Here is a 17,387-nt window from a genome sequence, read left to right on the forward strand (position 1 = left end):
GAGGACCATCAAGCCGAAGCGAAAAACGCTTCGGGATCGTCGACTTCCACCAGCCTGCGCTTGTCGATCAGCCAGAAACGGGTTCCGACCGCCCGCACGAAACTTCTGTCGTGCGAGACGAACACGCAGCTGGCCTCACGGCTGATGATTTCCGCCTCCAGCGCTTCCTGCCCGTCTATATCAAGATGGTTGGTGGGCTCGTCCAGCAGGTAGAAATTCGGCTCCGCCAACCGCAGCGCCAGCATGGCAAGCCGCGCCTTCTGCCCGCCGGAAAGCGTTGCGATGCGGCGTTTCTGCATTTCCATGTCGATGCCGGCGCCGGCGAGCAGGCCGTGGATGCGCTGGTCGCCAATGTCAAAGCGACGGGTCATGAACGCCGCCGGCGTGCTGTCGTCGTCGATTTCGGCAAGTGACTGATCGACATATCCGGCCACCAGCGAGGGCGTGGCCTTGATGCCTTCCTGTATCTGGCCCGCACCCGAGACCGCGGCCTGCAGAAGCGACATCAGCCGCGTCTTGCCGACGCCGTTGCGGCCGAGAATGACAATGCGGTCACCCTGGCGGACAAATTGCCGGCCGGTGCGAAACAGCAATGTTCCGTCCGGCGTCGAAACGGGGACATCTTCCAGCGTCACCAGAACCTTGGCATGGGTGCCGCGATTGGCGAGCTGGATCTTGCCGGCGGAACGCTCGGCATAGGCGGGCCGCGCCTTCTCCTCCAGCTTTTCGGCGCGCTGGCGCAATTGCTTGGTCTTGACGGTCAGAAGATCGCTGCCGGAATTGATGCCGATGTTGTTGAGCTTGGCGGCCTGCCGGCGCAATTGCTGCGCGGTTTTCATGTCGCGCTGGAAACGCCGCTCATCGGCGGCATCCTCCTCTTCCAGTGCTAGCCGCGCATGGCCGTAGGGCAACCGGAACAGCGCCGAATTTTCCGGCCGCAGGAACAGCGTGGTCTTCGTGACATTGTCGAGAAAGGCGCGATCATGGCTGACGATGATAACTGCGGTATCGCGCGGCAACTCACCGAGCCAGTTCTCCAGCACATTGATTTTTTCAAGGTCGAGATGGTTGGTCGGCTCGTCGAGCAGCAGGACGTCAGGCTCGGTGATCCATGCCCGCGCCAGCATGGCCAGCCTCTGCCAGCCGCCGCTCAGCTCTTTCAGGCGGCGCTCGCGGAACGGCTCCGGCACCAGCATCGCGTCGAAAATAATGTCGGCGCGCCAGCTTTCGCTGTCGATCGTTTCCGCCGGAAGGGCGGAAAGCACGGCGTCCCGCATCGTCTTTTCCATCAGCGGGGAGGGCAGGTGCTGGTGGACGATGGACTGCGTCAGTCCGCGCAGCCGGGTGATATCGCCACTGGTCGCGTCCAGCTCACCGGCAAGGCAATTGAGCAGGGTGGATTTGCCGCAGCCATTGGCGGCGACGATGCCGATGCGGTCTCCCGCATTCACGGTGAGGCTGAGATTGGAAAAAAGCGGCTTTCCCAGAATGATTCCGAGGTTTCGAAGCGTGATGATGGTCATAATTTGTCTCTGGCGAAACGGACCCGCGACGAACCGTGGTCTGCGGCAATGCAGTACGGGGTTTCGGTTCGGGATGATCCGTCGTGAAAACATGCGCAACGGCAGACAAGCTGCATTCTGCGCGGCCTTTTGGGCAAACCAGAGTTTTGGTGTTCCGGTCAGCCCTGCAAACGCGTCTGCAGGGCAAAAAGGTGGCAGAGCTGACGATTGCGCCAGAAGCAGGAAATATCCATGCGAAGCCTCCTTTCTTGAAACGGGTTGAACCGCTCCACCATTAACAGCGGTGGTTGTTCGAGGCAATGGTTTTTGGAGTAGGACGCCGTGCGGGAGAATGCGGCAGGCCCGCACTCTCCCGTTTCAATCAGCTCTCGACCTTGAGCGGCTTTTATTGCTTCGCGACACGCGCGCGCAGCTCTTCGACATGGGCGGCGATTTCAGGCGTCACCACATCGCCGAAATCCTCCATTTCGAACATCGGGCGGATTTCGATCTCGCTGCGCTCCAGCATCGGGTTCGGGCAGCGTTTCACCCATTCCACGGCTTCGTCCATATCCTTCACATTCCAGATCCAGAAACCGGCGACCAGCTCGTTGGTGTGCGGGAAGGGGCCATTGACGACGGTGCGGCTGTCGCCGTCAAAAATGACTCTCTTGCCCTTGGACGAGGGGTGCAGGCCGTCGCCGGATTGCATGATGCCGGCATTGACCAGTTCCTCGTTGAATTTCCCCATTGCCTCCATCAGCTCAGTCGTGGGCATGACGCCATCTTCGCTGCTCTTGGTGGCTTTTACAAAAACGATAACACGCATGATCTTTCCTCCTTGATCGCGTTGTCCGTATAGTCTCGCTCCCCGGCACGACGGCCGGATGACATTCTCGCCGACAAAAGTGGCGCTATGCCGGCTTCCCGTCAGCCGAGATCGATAAGATCGCGGCGCAGGCGGTCGGGGTCGCCGCTGCCGATGCGGGCCTCGATTTCGGCATGGGTCTGTTGCCAGATGGGGAAGGCGGCGGTGAGCACGGCCATGCCTGCGGCCGTCAGCCGCAGCCGCTTGCCGCGCTTGTCCTTCGGGTCCTGTTCGATGCTGACCAGCCCGCGCCGTTCCAAAGGCTTCAGCGCCGCCGTCAGCGTCGTGCGGTCCATGGCCAGAAGATTGGCGACCGGCCCCATCGGCGGCGGCTCCGGCCGGTTGAGCGACATCAGCAGCGAAAATTGCCCATTGGTGATGCCGACCGGCTTCAGCGCATTGTCGAAAAGCCGCGCCAAAGCCCGCGCCGCACGCTGCGCATGCAGGCAGAGACAGGCGTCCCGCACGAAAAGAGTTGTCGAAAAAGGAATCACGCTGGCGTTTGACATGGGATAAATATGTTGATATCAACCTAATTAGTCAAGCGGAACTTGATGCTCCGCAGACTGTTAATTGCCTTTCAGCACAGAAATAGGCGGTGCCCTCCGTAAAAGCGGAGCGGTGCCGTGGTGAAAGACGGATCCAAGGAGGAAAGATCATGTCTCATCCCGTCGTTTCGAAGGAGGAGTGGCTTGCGGCCCGCCGCGATCTGCTGGTGAAGGAAAAGGAACTGACCCGAGCCCGTGACAGGCTGAACGAAGCCCGGCGCTCGCTGCCCTGGGAAGAGGTGACGAAGGACTACATCTTCGACGCGCCTTCCGGCCCCAAATCGCTACAGGAACTGTTCGGCACCTGCAGCCAGCTGATCGTCTACCACTTCATGCTGGCGCCGGACTGGGAGGAGGGCTGTGTCGGCTGCTCTTTCTTTGCCGATCACGTCGATGGTGCGCTGATCCACCTCAAACATGGCGATGCGGGTTTCGTCGCGGTGTCGCGCGCGCCGCTTGAAAAGATCGAAAGCTACAGAAACCGCATGGGCTGGAAATTCCCGTGGGTTTCAGCCGAAGGCAGCGATTTCAACTATGATTATCAGGCCTCGTTCCGCGACGAGGATATGACCAAAGGCGAAATCACTTATAATTACCGTGACATGGCGCCCTATGGCGACCTGAAGGACCTGCACGGCATCAGCGTTTTCGCCAAGGGCGATGACGGCAAGATCTACCACACCTATTCCACTTACGCCCGCGGCGCGGAACAGACGCTCGGCACGCTGATGCTGCTCGATCTGGTGCCAAAAGGCCGTAACGAAGAGGAGGTAATGGATTGGGTGCGCCGCCACGACCAGTATGAGGACGCACCGAAGGCGGCAGCCTGCTGCCACTGAAAACTGACGGACGAGGAGGAAACGAAAATGGAAATGGAAATGGAAATCGCCAAGCCGCAGAAGGAACATGAATTCCTGAAGAGGATCGTCGGAGACTGGGTCATGACCTCCAGTTCCGGTCATGAGGACTACAATGCCGACGACCCGTCGCAGCAATTCACCGAGACCGTCCGCTCCGTCGGCGGTTTGTGGATCATCGGCAACGGCACCGGCAAGATGCCTGACGGCACGGATATGACAGCCGTGATCACGGTCGGTTTTGATCCGGCCAAAGGCAATTTCGTCGGCACCTGGGTGGGGTCGATGATGACCAATCTCTGGGTCTACAAGGGCTGGCTGGAAGAGGACGGCAAGACCCTGACGCTGGAAGCGGAAGGCCCCGCCTTCGACGGTTCCGGCAGCACCGCTACCTATCATGACGTGCTGGTGCTGCATGATGATAATCACCGCAGCTTTTCCGGCAGCGTCAAGCAGCCGGACGGCACATTCAAGACCTTCATGACATCGGAATTCCGACGCAAGGCCTGAAGCCCCGCCGGAATTTCACCTGAGCACCAGCGCCGCCGCGTCCTGCGGCGGGCAATGGCCGACACTCACCCGCCAAAACCTCCATAGGAGACGACAATGTCCGATACACATGGAAAATTCATCTGGGTCGAGCTGATGACGCCCGACATGGAAGCGGCAGCCCGCTTTTATGGTCATGTCGTCGGCTGGCAGACCAAGGATTTCGGCTCGCCGGAAATGCCCTATCTGGTGCTGGAGGCCGATGGCAAAGGCATGGGCGGCGTCATGGAACTGACCGACGAGCACAAGGGCCAGGGCATTCCCCCGAACTGGACCGCCTATGTCGATGTCGACGATGTGGACGCCACGGCGAAACAATTCGCCGAAAAGGGCGGCGCGATCAGACGCCCCCCGCAGGATATTCCCGAAATCGGCCGCTTTGCCGTGGTCGCCGATCCCTTTGGTGCGGTGCTCTGTATCATGACGCCGCTGCCGATGGAAACCGGCGGTTTTCCCGAGGATATGCAGGAAAAGCAGGGCCATGTCGGCTGGCATGAACTCTTCACCGATAATGTTGATGAGGCCATGGCCTTTTACGGCGATGTATTCGGCTGGACCAAGGACCATGATTTCGACATGGGCGACATGGCCCCGTACCGCATCTTCGCCTACAAGGGCAAAGCCGTCGGCGGCATAATGAAACGCATGCCGCAGGTCCCTGTCTGTCATTGGGGTTATTACTTCAATGTGGATGGCATCGATGAAGCCATCACCCGCGTCAGCACCGGCGGCGGCAAGGTCGTCAACGGCCCGATGGAGGTTCCCGGCGGAAGCTGGATCGTCAATTGCGTCGACCCGCAGGGCGCCTATTTCTCGCTGGTTTCGCAGAAGAAATAGTCCTGTTTTCTGATGATCTGCCGGAGCCCGCTCCGGCAGATTACCGCTCTCTCGACAGGCGGACGTGATCGATAAAGGCGCGCAGCTTCGGCGCAAGGTTACGACGGCTGGGGTAATAGAGATAAAATCCCGCAAAGGTCGGGGAATGGTCCTCCAGCATGGAAACGAGTTGCCCGCTCTCCAGATAGGGGCGGAACGTTTCTTCCATGCCGAAGGTGATGCCCGCGCCGGCGCAGGCCAGCTTGATCATCAGCTGCATGTCGTTGGTGGTGAAATCAGGCTCCACCGCCACCGCAAATTCGCGGCCGTTTTCGGAAAATTCCCACCTGTATGGCGCCACACCCGGACGGGGTCGCCAGCCGATACACCTGTGATGGATCAATTCGCGGGGCTGCACTGGCAGACCGAAGCGGTCCCGATAGCCAGGGGAGCAGACGGCGAGCTGCCGCTGCGGAGCGGAAACCGGAACGGCAATCATGTCCTGCGCGATCAGTTCTCCAAGACGCACGCCGGCATCGTAATGTTCGGCGACGATATCGAATTCCTCGTCCGTCACGACGATATCAAGCTGCACCTCGGGATGCATGTCCGCAAAGCTTGCAAGCAAAGGGCCGGATAAAAATCGCTCGGCTATCGAGGAAACCGCAAGGCGCAGCTGCCCGCGCACGGCGCCGCTCAGGGAAGATGCAGCATTGGCTGCCTGGACGAGATTGCCGATGGATGGCGAGACGTCCGCATAAAGCTGCTGCCCCGCTTCCGTCAGGCTGACGCTGCGCGTCGTGCGCTGTACCAGCGCTATTCCCATTGTCTCTTCAAGCTTGCGGATGGTCTGGCTCACGGCGGACCGGGTTATGCCGAGCCTGTCCGCGACAGCCCGGAAGTTGCGCTCGTCGGCAACCATGCAGAATGTGGAAAGCGCGTTGAGATCGATGTTCATTGGTTAGAAATTCTATCCATTGAGGTTATGATTGAGGCGGTTATCACGACAATGCCCAAGCTTTATCTTGTCCGCAACGGTCGCTTTCAGAAAAAGCGGGCCGTAACACCAAGGAGAAAGCCATGACATTGAACAAAGTCGTTCTCATCACAGGTGCATCGAGCGGGATCGGTGAGGGTATCGCAAGGGAACTGGCGGCCGCCGGGGCGAGGCTGGTGCTGGGCGCGCGCCGCATGGACCGCTTGCAGGTGCTGGCCGAAGAATTGCGCGGGAAGGGTGCCGAGGTCGTCGCCCATCCGCTTGATGTTACGGACAGACAGAGCGTCGAGGCTTTTGCGGAGGCCGGACGCAAGGCTTTCGGGCAGGTCGACGTCATCGTCAACAATGCCGGTATCATGCCGCTATCGCTGATGTCGTCGCTCAAGGTCGATGAATGGGACCGGATGATCGACGTCAACATCAAGGGCGTGCTTTATGGCGTCGCCGCCGTTCTGCCCGAGATGACCGCCCGCGCATCCGGCCATATCATCAACATCGCTTCCATCGGTGCGCTCGCCGTTTCACCCACGGCGGCCGTTTATTGCGCGACGAAATTTGCGGTGCGGGCGATTTCGGACGGGCTGCGGCAGGAAAACCGCGACCTGCGCGTCACCTGCATTCACCCCGGCGTGGTGGAAAGCGAACTTGCCCACACCATCACCGATCCGGCCGCTGCGGAGCTGATGCAGACCTATCGGGCCATCGCCTTGAAACCCGACGCCATCGGCCGCGCGGTGCGCTACGCCATCGAGCAGCCTGATGATGTCGACGTCAATGAAATCGTCATCCGACCCATCGCTGCCTGAGGAGGCCAACATGAAAGCGATTTTTCCAACCGTGCTTGCGATTACCATGCTTGCTGGAAGTGCCGCCGCCATCGCCAATCCGCAGCGTCTGGATGACAGGCTGCGGCGTGGTGACGACGTCATCCGCAGCCTCAACAATGGTCGGCCCCAGGCCAATCTGGAACGTTTGCGGCAGGAGTTTCCTTTCCTCGCTGAAGCGACCGAAGGTTACGCCCTGGGGGAGGTGTGGTCGCGGCCGGGACTGGATAACCGGACCCGCCAGCTGGCCGCCGTTGCGGTCATGGCGGCCCTTGGCGAGCGGGATCTGATGAAGGTCCACGCCGGTTATGCACTCAATGTGGGCGCAACCGACGAGGAACTGAAGGAAATGATCTATCTGATCACGGTTCCCGCAGGTTTTCCCAAAGCCATCGCCGCATCCCGGACGCTGGCTGAGCTGTTCGAGGAGCGCCGCGATAACGCCGCATCGGGAGGGCAAAGGCAATGAACATTGTTTCGACATCCGTCGCGCTTCTGCTCGCAACGGCGTCCGCCGATACGGGTTCCCGCAAAACGAGTAACGCCATGGACGTGAACATGACCGAAACGGCTCAAATCCAGAACCACCCTTATATCGGCATGTGGGTCACCGGTGATGGCCATGTTCGTCAGGAGCTTTTGCCTGATGGTCGTTATGACGAGGCGCGGGGCAACCGCAAAAGCGCCTATCAGGGGCGATATGAGGTGAAGGGAAACCATATCGACTATTGGGACGATACCGGTTTTACGGCCGACGGCGAATTCGTCGACGACATTCTCTATCACGGCGGCATGATCTTCTATCGCCAGAAGTAACCGCTGTGCCAATCAAGCGCCGCCCGCCCCATCGGGAGCGGGCGGCGTGCTTGTTTCTATCGCTTCAAACTACCCAAAATCCCGCGCACGATGGCGCGGCCGACGGATGTGGCGACCGAACGGGCGGCACTTTTCATCGCCGCCTCGATTACCGTTTCGCGCTGGTAACCCGTGCGGCGGGCGCCACCATTGCGCGAGCCGGTGGATGCCGGTGCGGCTTCTTCATCGCCGAAGCCGGGCAGACGCCAGCGGCCGGAAGCGCTTTCGGACTGGCTGGAGGCGTTTTCCTCCTCCGCGCGCCTGGCGGCTTCCGCGTCCGCTGCCTTCTGGGCACGGGCAGCGAGAATTTCGAAGGCCGATTCCCGGTCGATATCCTTGTCATATTGGCCGGCGACGGGGCTGACATCGATCAGCGACCTGCGCTCCGCATCCGTCAGCGGTCCGACACGGCCGGAAGGCGGGCGCACGAGGGTGCGCTCGACGATGGAGGGCGCGCCCTTGTCATGCAGGGTCGAGATCAGCGCCTCACCGGTGCCGAGCGTGGTGATGGTGTCGGCGGTGTTGAAGGCCGGGTTCTGGCGGAAGGTGTCGGCCGCCGTGCGCACCGCTTTCTGCTCGCGCGGCGTATAGGCGCGAAGCGCATGCTGCACGCGGTTGCCGAGCTGGGCAAGAACGGTTTCCGGCACGTCGAGCGGGTTCTGCGTCACGAAATAGACGCCGACGCCCTTGGAGCGGATAAGGCGCACGACCTGTTCCACGCGTTCCACCAACACCCGTGGCGCATCGTTGAAGAGCAGATGCGCCTCATCGAAGAAGAACACCAGGCGCGGCTTTTCCGGGTCGCCCACCTCAGGCAGTTCTTCGAAGAGTTCCGAGAGCATCCAGAGCAGGAAGGTGGCGTAAAGGCGCGGGTTCATCATCAGCCGGTCGGCGGCGAGAACCGAAATGGTGCCGCGCCCGTCCGTGCCCACGCGCATGATGTCGGCGATCTTCAGCGCCGGTTCGCCAAAGAAATTGGCCGCGCCCTGCTGTTCGAGAACCAGCAGCCCGCGCTGCAGCGAACCGACCGAGGACTTGGAAATCAGGCCGAACTGGTTGGAAAGCTCCGATGCGTTTTCGCCCATATAGTTCAGAAGCGATTGCAGGTCTTTGAGATCGAGCAGCGGCAGCCCGCCCTGATCGGCGATCTTGAAGGCGATGTTGAGCACACCTTCCTGCGCTTCCGAGGCATCCATCAGCCGGGCAAGCAGCAGCGGCCCCATTTCGGCGATGGTGGCGCGCACGCGATGGCCTTTTTCGCCGTAGAGATCCCAGAAGATGACGGAGGATTTACCGTAGGAAAAATCGGTGAAGCCGATCTGTTCGACGCGTTTCTGCACCCAGTCCTTGGCTTCGCCTTCCGCCGCGATGCCGGAAAGGTCGCCCTTGATATCGGCGCAGAAAACCGGCACGCCGGCCTTGGAGAAACCTTCGGCAAGAACCTGCAACGTCACGGTCTTGCCCGTTCCCGTCGCGCCGGTGATGAGGCCGTGGCGGTTGCCGAATTTCAGTTCCAGATATTCGCCCTTGTTCAGGCTGTCGTCCGGATTGCGGCTGGTCCCGATATAGAGCTGTCCGTCCTGCAACATCGACCATTTTCTCCTGCGGCTGATGCATGACCCTTAAAATCGCGCCGGATTTTGTAAAAGTCATGTCCGAATTAAAAGCGTAGCTGGCATGCGGTGACCGTTCCTCGCGAAAGCGGCCTTTTCATAGTTTGGTTGTGATGATCTTATAAGGACAGTTTCAAGGCGCAACAACTGCTTGATGCCGATGAGGAAAAACCGCTTGATGAAAGTTGCCGCACCTGTTCGTGGCCGCTTGAATGCAGCATGAGATTGTTTTACGTTGACGTTAACGTCAGTTATTCGATGTTGGCGTCGTTTTTCAACAGGAGGCAAGAATGAACGAAGTCGTGGATCAGATCGCCGTAAAGGCGGGGATCGACCCTGAACTGGCTGAAAAGGCCGTTGGCATGATTCTCGGTTTTCTCCAGCGCGAGGCCGCAGACGGCCCGATCGCGCGGATGATCGAAGCCATTCCCGGCGCCAGCGATCTGGTGGCGCAGTATAATGGCGAGGGTGCCGGCGGCGGCGGCGGTCTGCTCGGCGGCCTGATGAGCGCCATCGGCGGCGGCGGCATCATGGGTCTCGGCCAGCAGCTGATGAGTCAGGGCCTCGGCATGAGCGAGATTTCCACGCTCGCCAAGGAAACCATCTCCGTTGCCCGCCAGCATGCGGGCGATGAGGTTGTCGATCAGGTGATCGCCTCGGTTCCGGGTCTCAGCCAGTTCGCCTGAGGCGAAGCTACTCCATCGCGGGGCGCGGCGGCTGTTCATTGAACAGGCGGCGCGCCTCTTCTATTTCGGCATGGTGCGTTTCCGCCCATATCCAAACGCCGCAAAAGGCGCTGCCCAGCGTGCGGCCGAGGTTCGTCAGAGCATAATCCACATGCGGCGGAATGACGGGGTGCACGGTGCGGCGCACCAGCCCGTCGCTTTCCATCTGCCGCAGTGTTTTCGTCAACATCTTCTGGCTGATGTTGCCCACCAGCCTGCCGATCTGCGTGAAGCGCAGCGTGCCGTGCTCTTCCAGCACTTCCAGAATGAGCATCGTCCATTTGTCGGCCACTTTCGCAATGATGTCCTGAACCAGCGCCTCTATCGCCGGATCGGTATCCGTGGGCGGCGGAATCTTGCGCCGGTTCTCGATGGCCGGGTCGGCCGCGTGCCGTTTCATCTAACACTCTCCATCGGGTAAGTATAAATCTTTTGGGTGCCTACTTTCGATTGGAGAGTATCATAGCTAACTTCCTTTCAGCCAACAAGCAAAGGATGTTCCAATGAAAATCACGGGCAATACCATTCTCATCACCGGCGGTGGTTCGGGCATCGGCCGGGCGCTGGCGGAAGCGTTTCATCAGGCAGGCAACAGGGTCATCATTTCCGGCCGCCGCCAGGCTGTGCTCGACGAGGTGACGGCCGCCAACCCGGGCATGGCCTCGATAGTGATGGATGCGGCGGACGCCGTGGGCATTCGCGCATTTGCCGACGCGCTGGTGAAGGCCCATCCGACCCTCAACGCCGTCATCAACAATGCCGGCATCATGCGGCCGGAAGACATTGCCGCCGCACCGGATTATCTCGATACGGCCGAAGAAACCATCGCCACCAATCTCCTCGCGCCCATCCGCCTGACGGCTGCGCTTCTGCCGCATTTCCTAAAGCAGCCCGCCGCCACGGTGCTGACTGTCTCGTCGGGCCTCGCCTTCGTGCCCATGGTGCTGACCCCCACCTACAGCGCCACCAAATCCGCCATCCATGCCTATTCGGTTGCGCTGCGCGAGCAGCTGAAGGAGACACCGGTGGAAGTCATCGAAATCGTACCGCCCTATGTGCAGACGACGCTGATGGGCGAGGGGCAGGCGAGCGACGAAAGGGCGATGCCGCTCGACGCCTTCATTTCCGAGGTTATGGATATTCTTGAAAATCGTCCGGACGAGAATGAAGTGGTGGTGGAACGCTGCAAGCCGCTGCGTTTTGCCGCGCAGAACGGCAATTTCGATCAGGTCTTTGCGATGATCAACCATATGCATCCGTAAGCGGCAGCGTCTGTCGCATGGGGACACCCTGTGATAGCGTCGCGTTCTTTTCTGCGGAGCGCGCGCTTTCATGGGCCAAGGCCAGTTCCTGATGCCGAAAACCAGCATGCCCGGCGTCGTCGCCGTGGTGGCGGACAGCGATCGTTCTTTCCCGCGCCACATGCATGATCAGTTTGGCATCGGCCTCATCGAACGCGGCGCGCAGAAATCGCTCTCCGGTCGTGGCATGGTGGAGGCCGGCGCCGGCCATGTCATCACCGTCAATCCGGGCGAGGTGCATGACGGCATTCCGCTCGGGGCGGGCGGTCGCGCCTGGCGGATGCTTTATCTCGACATCGATATCGTCCGCGACGCCATTGCCGATGTCTGCGAGAAGGATCGAGGTTCTTTCGAATTCGCCTATCCCGTTGATGCAAGGCCTTTGGCTGATCGGTTCTGCGCTGTCTTTTCGGCGATGACCGCAAGGCAGCGGCCGGGCGAGACCCTGCATGGCGACGAGGCCCTGCTGATGCTTTTGGCGGATGCCATGGAGGTGGCTGCCAAACCGCGCGAAACTACCGCACTCGACAGCATAAAACGGGCGAAAAGCAGCATCGATGACGATCCCGCCCGGCCGTTCCGCCTCGCCGATCTGGCGAGCGAGGCCGGCATGAGCCAGTTCCGTTTCCTGCGGGCTTTCGCCAAGGCGACAGGCCTGACGCCGCACAGCTATCTTCTCCAGCGGCGCGTGCATCTGGCCCGGCATGCGCTGGCCAGCGGTACGCCGCCTGCCGAGGCGGCCTTTGCCGCCGGTTTTACCGACCAGAGCCATCTGAACCGGTTTTTCGTGCGGCAATTCGGCGTGACGCCGGCGGTTTATCGGGCGGCGTTTTCGTAGATGCTTTCTCCACCCTCATTCCTGTGACAAGCACAGGAATGAGGGAGAGTGGGTTGGCCCAGCCCCACAGCCCGCTGTTACCGCGCGAGCCTCCGAGCATCAGCTCTGCAATTTCGTCCAAGACACCCACCCCACGCGCCATCATGCTCCTGTCCTCCACCCACAGGACATACCCGCACCATGACACCCGAATTCCTCATCACATCCTTCATCGTCGCCGCTTCTCCGGGAACCGGCGTGGTCTACACGCTGGCCGCCGGTCTCTCGCAGGGAGCGAGGGCGAGCGTGATTGCGGCCTTCGGCTGCACGCTCGGCATCGTGCCGCATCTGCTCGCCGCCATCACCGGCCTTGCCGCCATTCTGCACACCAGCGCGCTGGCCTTCGGCATCGTCAAATATCTGGGGGTCGCCTACCTCATCTACATGGCGTGGAATACGCTGCGGGAAGACGGTGCGCTGAAGATCGATGATGCCGGGGAGCCGCAGAAGGCCGCCCGCGTCATCGGCGAGGCGATCCTCATCAATCTCCTGAACCCGAAACTGTCGATCTTCTTTTTCGCCTTCCTGCCGCAGTTCATCGCGCCGGATGAGGTTTTGCCGACTTGGCGCATGATCGATCTCGGGCTGATCTTCATGGCCATGACGTTTCTGGTCTTTGCGCTTTACGGCTGTTTTGCCGCCTCGGTCCGGCGGCAGGTGATGTCACGCCCGGCGGTTCTCGCCTGGCTGCGGCGCAGCTTCGCCGCCGCCTTTGTGGCGCTGGGTGCGAAGCTGGCCCTGACCGAGCGATGAAACCGAACCGGACTGCCCCGCCGGCTTAGTCGTCCCAATCGGGTGCGAGGTGGCCGGGGCTGACGATGCGGCCGTTCGGTTTGGCCAGCGCGTGGATGGCCTGCATTTCCTCTTCCGTCAGCGCGAAATCGAAAATGTCGAAATTCTCCTTGAGGCGGCTTTCAGTCGCCGTCTTGGAAAGCGCCACGATATCCGGCTGCTGCACGGCCCAGCGCAGGGTCACCTGCGCGGCGGTCTTGCCATGCTTTGCGCCGATGTCCTGCAGCAGGGGATCGTTCGGCACCCTGCCATCGGCCATCAGATAATAGGCCGTCACCGACATCCCGTGTTTGCGCGCGGCCGAAATCACCTTCGTCTGGTCGAGATAGGGGTGATATTCGATCTGGTTGGTGGCAAGCGGCGTGTCGGAAAGTTTCACTGCTTCTTCGGTCAGCGCCACGTTGAAGTTGGAAATGCCGATATTGCGCACCTTTCCGGCCTTGCGCACCGCGTTCAGCGCGCCCATGCGCTCGGCAAGCGGCACATCGCTCTTCGGCCAGTGCAGCAGCAGGAGATCAACATAGTCAGTCTTCAGTTTTGCAAGGCTTTCATCGACGGAGGCGAGAAAATCGTCGTGACGAAAGCGATCCACCCAGACCTTGGTGGTGAGAAATATATCGTGGCGGGAAATGCCTGACTGAGCGAGGACCTCGCCGACGGCACCCTCGTTCTTGTAGATCTGCGCGGTATCGACATGGCGGAAACCGAGTTTCAGCGCCTCCGGCAGAATGCGCCTGACATCGTCTTCCGGAATGCGGAAGGTGCCGAAACCGAGGGCGGGAATATTCGCGCCATTGGCGTTGACGTGATACATGGATGTCTCTCCTGTTTGCTGAAAACATGGTCGGCGGCAGATGCCGGGCGGGGAAGCCGTCTTTCATTAACTGGTGTCCGCGCGATCGGTTTCAACCCGGCGGCGACGATATCACATCAGCACATAATCCACCGGGCGCGGGTCGGCCGGCAGATCGGTCTCGCCCATCGCCTCGCGCAGATTGATCTCGATGGTGGTGGCAAGCGCATTGATCGGCAGGGCATTGAGGCCGGTGCCGAATGGGTCTTCCAGCTCATCGGACAACGCGTCGAGACCGAAAAACGTATAGGCGATCAGCGTGCTGGTAAAAGGCGTGGCCCAGCCGAGCAGATCCGTGAAACCGAACGGCAGCAACAGGCAGAAGAGATGCGCGGTGCGGTGAAGCAGCAGCGAATAACCGAAGGGAACCGGCGTCTGGCGGATGCGCTCGCACGAAGCCTGCGAGGCCCCCATCTGCTGCACGGTGGCATCCAGCATCTGCAGCTGGATATCGCTGATCTGCCCCTTGCCATGAGCGGAGACGACAGCGCCGGATATTTCGCGCAGCAGCATGTCCGGTTTGTTGCGGCTGCGGGCATAGATCTCCGAAAGGTCATCCGGAATGAGGTTGGCGGCAGTGGCGGTCGCATCCCCGGGGCGCAGGTGCGAGACCAGCGCGTGGCAGAAGGCGATTACAAGATCGGTGATCCGCCTGCGGGTTACGGGATCGGCTACATCCTGCCGGCTTTCCAGCATGGTGGTCTGGCGCGAAAGCGTGCGGGCGACGGTGATCAGCGCGCCCCATTGCTTGCGGGCTTCCCACCAGCGGTCGTAACAGGCATTGGCGCGAAAGCCGAGGAAGACCGAAAGCGCGATGCCGAGCAGCGAAAAGGGCGCGCCGTTCAACGCCTGCACCAGATCCGGCCGGTCCTTGTGCGCCCAGACAACCAGCGTCGACAGCAGGAACACCGCAAGCACCTGCGGAAAGATGCGGACGATGATGGAACCGCGCACGATGAGGAAAAGCTGCAGCAGGTTCGGTTTTGGACGAACGATCATGGCGGAAACTCGAAATGCCTGTGGCGGGTGAGGGGGCGTGAATATCCCTGACCATATCTACATGATGGCGGCGCGGCCTTGTCCACCCTTTTTTGCATGGTTGCACCAGGCGGCTGGCGGCGTTACGCGTCTATCGCCGGGATCGTCAACAGTACGATCCGACTATGCGGGTGGAAGGAAATGTCGCGTGTCGCGCTCACAACGGCTTCTTGATCTCTTGCAGATCCTGCGCTCCCACCGCATGCCGGTCAGCGGTACGGCCCTTGCCGCGCAGACCGGCGTCAGCCTGCGCACGCTTTACCGCGATATAGCAACGCTTCAGGCGCAGGGTGCTGACATCGAGGGCGAAGCGGGGGTGGGTTATGTGCTGCGACCCGGTTTCCTGTTGCCGCCGCTGATGTTTTCGCAGCAGGAGATCGAGGCGCTGGTGCTCGGCTCGCGCTGGGTGGCGGGCCGCGCCGATGCCGGGCTGGCCGAGGCCGCCCGCGCCGCACTCGTCAAGATCGGCGCCGTGCTTCCCGATGCCCTGCGCGAGGAACTCGATAATTCCACCCTGCTTGTCGGGCCGGGGCAGGGCCTCGCCGCCATCCATGTCGATCTGGCGGCCATTCGCGATACGATCCGCAAGGAAAGCAAGGTCGTCATCACCTATCGCGATGAAAAGGGAGACGTGACGGAGCGGGTGATCTGGCCCTTCGCACTCGCTTTTTTCGATCTGGTGCGGGTGGTGCTGGGCTGGTGCGAGACGCGGCAGGACTACCGCAGTTTCCGGGCCGACCGCATCGAAGATTTCCGTCCTCTCGACAGCCGTTATCCGCGCCGCCGCCAGTCCCTGCTGAAAGAATGGCGCGAAAGGGAAAAACAGCGGCGGCGGCATCATGCTGACAAAAACTGACAGCAGCGAGGTCTAGAAACTGTTCATCCGCAACACAGGAGAACAGCCATGACCCACCCCGATTTCACCATCCTCTACGTCGATAACCCGCCAGCCAGCACCGAATTTTACAAGGCTCTGCTGGGTGCGGAGCCGGTGGAATCCTCACCGACATTCTCGCTGTTCGTGCTTCAAAACGGCATGAAGCTCGGCCTGTGGTCGCAGCATACCGTGGAGCCGAAGGCATCTGTCGCGGGCGGCGGTGGTGAGCTCGCCTTCCGTGTCGAAAACGACGCACAGGTGGATGAGACTTTCGCCAGCTGGAAGGCAAGAGGCGTCGCCATGCTGCAGCAGCCCGCCAAAATGGAGTTTGGCTACACCTTTACCGCTGCCGACCCCGACAACCACCGCCTCCGGGTCTATGCCTTTGCAGGTTAAACATTGGCGTTTAGGCCGGTTGGCAAGATAAGCCAGGGGCCGTCCACGCTTTCTGCATTCCGCGCTCTCCTCATCCCTGTGCTTGTCACAGGGATCCAGCCGACGCGCGTCTGCGCGGCGGGAAGGGTCCTTTCAGCCCAAGGACTTGGGCTGACTGGATTCCTGTGGCAAACACAGGAATGAGGGCGGTGGGGAGGCGTCCACGTGCGACAATCTCACGTCGCATTTTATGCCTTATTTCTTCACCGCCACCACGAAGAGGCGTGGAAAACGCAGCAGCAACCGGCCGTCCGCCATCGGCGGATAGGCCTCCTTGATGCGCCGCGTGTAGTCGGCGAGGAAGGCTTCGCGGTTTTCCTCGCCGGCGGCGGCGAGATAGGGGCGCAGGCCCGTGCCCTTGACCCATTCGACGATGCTTTCCGCATCCTTCATCGGATGATTATAGACGGTGTGCCACACATCCACCCGCGCGGATTTCGGCGTCAGCGCATCGAAATAGTCAGAAGGTGCGGGCAGGGGTTTGCGGCGCAGCCTGCCATCTGCAAAGCTGTCCTTCCAGGCGCCGTTCGCGCCGGTCTCCTCCATGGCGCGATGCGTCGGCTCCTGCAGATTGTCAGGCATCTGCACGGCCAGAACGCCGCCGCTTTCCAGCTGGTCCATCAGTTGCGAAAGAACGACGAGATGATCCGGCACCCACTGAAAAACGGCATTGGCGTAAAGCAGGTCTGCCTTCTGCGCCGGCTTCCATTTTGCAAGGTCGGCCTTGCCGAAGCGGGTGGTCGGCAGCCGGTCCGCCGCCTTTTCCAGCATGTCGTCGTCGCTGTCGATGCCGGTAATGACGTTGACGCCGTAACGGTCAGTCAGAAGCTCGGTGGAATTGCCGGGGCCACAGCCAAGGTCATAGCCATTCAGCACCCGCTCCAGCGGCACATGGGCCAGGAGATCCCGGGCGGGGCGTGTCCGTTCGTCTTCGAATTTCAGATATTGGTGGGCGGACCATGCCATGGTTTTCCTCCTGCGGACTGCCGTCAGATCGTCAGCATCGCATGGGTGAAATCGCCCCGCCATCATCGGATCGATGAATTATTGTGATGAATCT

At 60.9% G+C, this 17,387-nt stretch carries 21 protein-coding genes; 12 read left to right on the top strand and 9 right to left on the bottom strand.

Going from position 1 to position 17,387, the window contains the following annotated elements; genetic code table 11:
• Positions 1 to 8 precede the first annotated feature (8 nt).
• The 3 genes from QRN60_RS03675 to QRN60_RS03685 form a co-directional block, all read right to left on the bottom strand.
• Complete coding sequence (locus tag QRN60_RS03675; RefSeq protein ID WP_087743532.1) at positions 9 to 1,523, bottom strand: ABC-F family ATP-binding cassette domain-containing protein; 1,515 nt, start codon at positions 1,521 to 1,523, stop codon at positions 9 to 11.
• A 385-nt stretch (positions 1,524 to 1,908) separates the two neighbouring features.
• On the bottom strand, positions 1,909 to 2,331 hold the full coding sequence (locus tag QRN60_RS03680) for a YciI family protein (protein ID WP_060723914.1): 423 nt from the start codon (positions 2,329 to 2,331) through the stop codon (positions 1,909 to 1,911).
• Between the two features lie 101 nt (positions 2,332 to 2,432).
• A complete protein-coding gene (locus QRN60_RS03685) occupies positions 2,433 to 2,879 on the bottom strand; it encodes a MarR family winged helix-turn-helix transcriptional regulator (RefSeq protein ID WP_003509368.1) in 447 nt (148 codons plus the stop codon).
• Positions 2,880 to 3,028: 149 nt separating this feature from the next.
• On the opposite strand from QRN60_RS03685, the gene QRN60_RS03690 reads away from it, so the two are divergent.
• From QRN60_RS03690 to QRN60_RS03700, 3 genes are all read left to right on the top strand, one after another.
• On the top strand, positions 3,029 to 3,757 hold the full coding sequence (locus QRN60_RS03690; RefSeq protein ID WP_003509366.1) for a DUF899 domain-containing protein: 729 nt from the start codon (positions 3,029 to 3,031) through the stop codon (positions 3,755 to 3,757).
• 33 nt (positions 3,758 to 3,790) lie between these two features.
• Positions 3,791 to 4,285, top strand: a complete 495-nt coding sequence (locus QRN60_RS03695) for a DUF1579 domain-containing protein (protein ID WP_020813088.1) — start codon at positions 3,791 to 3,793, stop codon at positions 4,283 to 4,285.
• A gap of 96 nt (positions 4,286 to 4,381) precedes the next feature.
• Positions 4,382 to 5,161, top strand: a complete 780-nt coding sequence (locus tag QRN60_RS03700) for a VOC family protein (RefSeq protein WP_129564562.1) — start codon at positions 4,382 to 4,384, stop codon at positions 5,159 to 5,161.
• A gap of 40 nt (positions 5,162 to 5,201) precedes the next feature.
• Here QRN60_RS03700 and QRN60_RS03705 read toward each other — a convergent pair whose 3' ends face one another.
• On the bottom strand, positions 5,202 to 6,098 hold the full coding sequence (locus QRN60_RS03705; RefSeq protein ID WP_129564561.1) for a LysR family transcriptional regulator: 897 nt from the start codon (positions 6,096 to 6,098) through the stop codon (positions 5,202 to 5,204).
• Positions 6,099 to 6,220: 122 nt separating this feature from the next.
• Between QRN60_RS03705 and QRN60_RS03710 the strand changes: the two genes are divergently transcribed.
• The 3 genes from QRN60_RS03710 to QRN60_RS03720 are packed head-to-tail and all read left to right on the top strand — an operon-like array spanning position 6,221 to position 7,777.
• A complete protein-coding gene (locus QRN60_RS03710) occupies positions 6,221 to 6,943 on the top strand; it encodes an SDR family oxidoreductase (protein ID WP_003509357.1) in 723 nt (240 codons plus the stop codon).
• Positions 6,944 to 6,953: 10 nt separating this feature from the next.
• On the top strand, positions 6,954 to 7,430 hold the full coding sequence (locus QRN60_RS03715) for a carboxymuconolactone decarboxylase family protein (protein ID WP_003509356.1): 477 nt from the start codon (positions 6,954 to 6,956) through the stop codon (positions 7,428 to 7,430).
• Positions 7,427 to 7,777: an Atu4866 domain-containing protein gene (locus tag QRN60_RS03720; protein WP_020813085.1), complete on the top strand. Its 351-nt coding sequence runs from the start codon at positions 7,427 to 7,429 to the stop codon at positions 7,775 to 7,777. Before QRN60_RS03715 ends, QRN60_RS03720 begins: the two co-directional genes overlap by 4 nt.
• Before the next feature lie 56 nt (positions 7,778 to 7,833).
• On the opposite strand, the gene QRN60_RS03725 is transcribed toward QRN60_RS03720, so the two are convergent.
• Positions 7,834 to 9,405 carry a helicase HerA-like C-terminal domain-containing protein gene (locus tag QRN60_RS03725; protein WP_080865981.1) on the bottom strand — a complete coding sequence of 524 codons (1,572 nt, stop codon included), beginning with the start codon at positions 9,403 to 9,405 and terminating at the stop codon, positions 7,834 to 7,836.
• A gap of 314 nt (positions 9,406 to 9,719) precedes the next feature.
• On the opposite strand from QRN60_RS03725, the gene QRN60_RS03730 reads away from it, so the two are divergent.
• Positions 9,720 to 10,115 (top strand): hypothetical protein, encoded by a 396-nt coding sequence (locus QRN60_RS03730; protein WP_003509338.1) that lies wholly within the window; start codon positions 9,720 to 9,722, stop codon positions 10,113 to 10,115.
• A gap of 7 nt (positions 10,116 to 10,122) precedes the next feature.
• On the opposite strand, the gene QRN60_RS03735 is transcribed toward QRN60_RS03730, so the two are convergent.
• Positions 10,123 to 10,554 carry a winged helix-turn-helix transcriptional regulator gene (locus tag QRN60_RS03735; RefSeq protein ID WP_020813083.1) on the bottom strand — a complete coding sequence of 144 codons (432 nt, stop codon included), beginning with the start codon at positions 10,552 to 10,554 and terminating at the stop codon, positions 10,123 to 10,125.
• A gap of 103 nt (positions 10,555 to 10,657) precedes the next feature.
• Between QRN60_RS03735 and QRN60_RS03740 the strand changes: the two genes are divergently transcribed.
• The 3 genes from QRN60_RS03740 to QRN60_RS03750 all read left to right on the top strand — a co-directional run bounded on the left by QRN60_RS03740 (position 10,658) and on the right by QRN60_RS03750 (position 13,085).
• On the top strand, positions 10,658 to 11,416 hold the full coding sequence (locus tag QRN60_RS03740; RefSeq protein ID WP_112978102.1) for an SDR family oxidoreductase: 759 nt from the start codon (positions 10,658 to 10,660) through the stop codon (positions 11,414 to 11,416).
• A 70-nt stretch (positions 11,417 to 11,486) separates the two neighbouring features.
• Positions 11,487 to 12,293 (top strand): AraC family transcriptional regulator, encoded by an 807-nt coding sequence (locus tag QRN60_RS03745; protein WP_020813081.1) that lies wholly within the window; start codon positions 11,487 to 11,489, stop codon positions 12,291 to 12,293.
• Positions 12,294 to 12,473: 180 nt separating this feature from the next.
• Positions 12,474 to 13,085 carry a LysE family translocator gene (locus QRN60_RS03750; RefSeq protein ID WP_099085570.1) on the top strand — a complete coding sequence of 204 codons (612 nt, stop codon included), beginning with the start codon at positions 12,474 to 12,476 and terminating at the stop codon, positions 13,083 to 13,085.
• Positions 13,086 to 13,110: 25 nt separating this feature from the next.
• Here the strand turns inward: QRN60_RS03750 and QRN60_RS03755 are convergent, their stop codons facing one another.
• Both QRN60_RS03755 and QRN60_RS03760 read right to left on the bottom strand, forming a co-directional pair.
• Entirely contained in the window at positions 13,111 to 13,938 is an 828-nt protein-coding gene (locus tag QRN60_RS03755; protein WP_060723922.1) for an aldo/keto reductase, read from the bottom strand.
• A gap of 111 nt (positions 13,939 to 14,049) precedes the next feature.
• Positions 14,050 to 14,976 carry a bestrophin family protein gene (locus QRN60_RS03760; RefSeq protein ID WP_107675243.1) on the bottom strand — a complete coding sequence of 309 codons (927 nt, stop codon included), beginning with the start codon at positions 14,974 to 14,976 and terminating at the stop codon, positions 14,050 to 14,052.
• A gap of 187 nt (positions 14,977 to 15,163) precedes the next feature.
• Here QRN60_RS03760 and QRN60_RS03765 point away from each other — a divergent pair, with 187 nt between their 5' ends.
• Both QRN60_RS03765 and QRN60_RS03770 read left to right on the top strand, forming a co-directional pair.
• The gene (locus QRN60_RS03765; protein ID WP_087743546.1) at positions 15,164 to 15,871 is read left to right on the top strand and encodes a helix-turn-helix transcriptional regulator; all 708 of its coding nucleotides are present in this window, start codon (positions 15,164 to 15,166) and stop codon (positions 15,869 to 15,871) included.
• A 48-nt stretch (positions 15,872 to 15,919) separates the two neighbouring features.
• Complete coding sequence (locus tag QRN60_RS03770; RefSeq protein WP_129564560.1) at positions 15,920 to 16,288, top strand: VOC family protein; 369 nt, start codon at positions 15,920 to 15,922, stop codon at positions 16,286 to 16,288.
• 234 nt (positions 16,289 to 16,522) lie between these two features.
• Here QRN60_RS03770 and tam read toward each other — a convergent pair whose 3' ends face one another.
• The gene (tam, locus tag QRN60_RS03775; RefSeq protein WP_080865985.1) at positions 16,523 to 17,293 is read right to left on the bottom strand and encodes a trans-aconitate 2-methyltransferase; all 771 of its coding nucleotides are present in this window, start codon (positions 17,291 to 17,293) and stop codon (positions 16,523 to 16,525) included.
• Positions 17,294 to 17,387: the final 94 nt, after the last annotated feature.

This window comes from Agrobacterium sp. CFBP2214 (assembly GCF_030209895.1).
Lineage (GTDB): Bacteria > Pseudomonadota > Alphaproteobacteria > Rhizobiales > Rhizobiaceae > Agrobacterium > Agrobacterium radiobacter.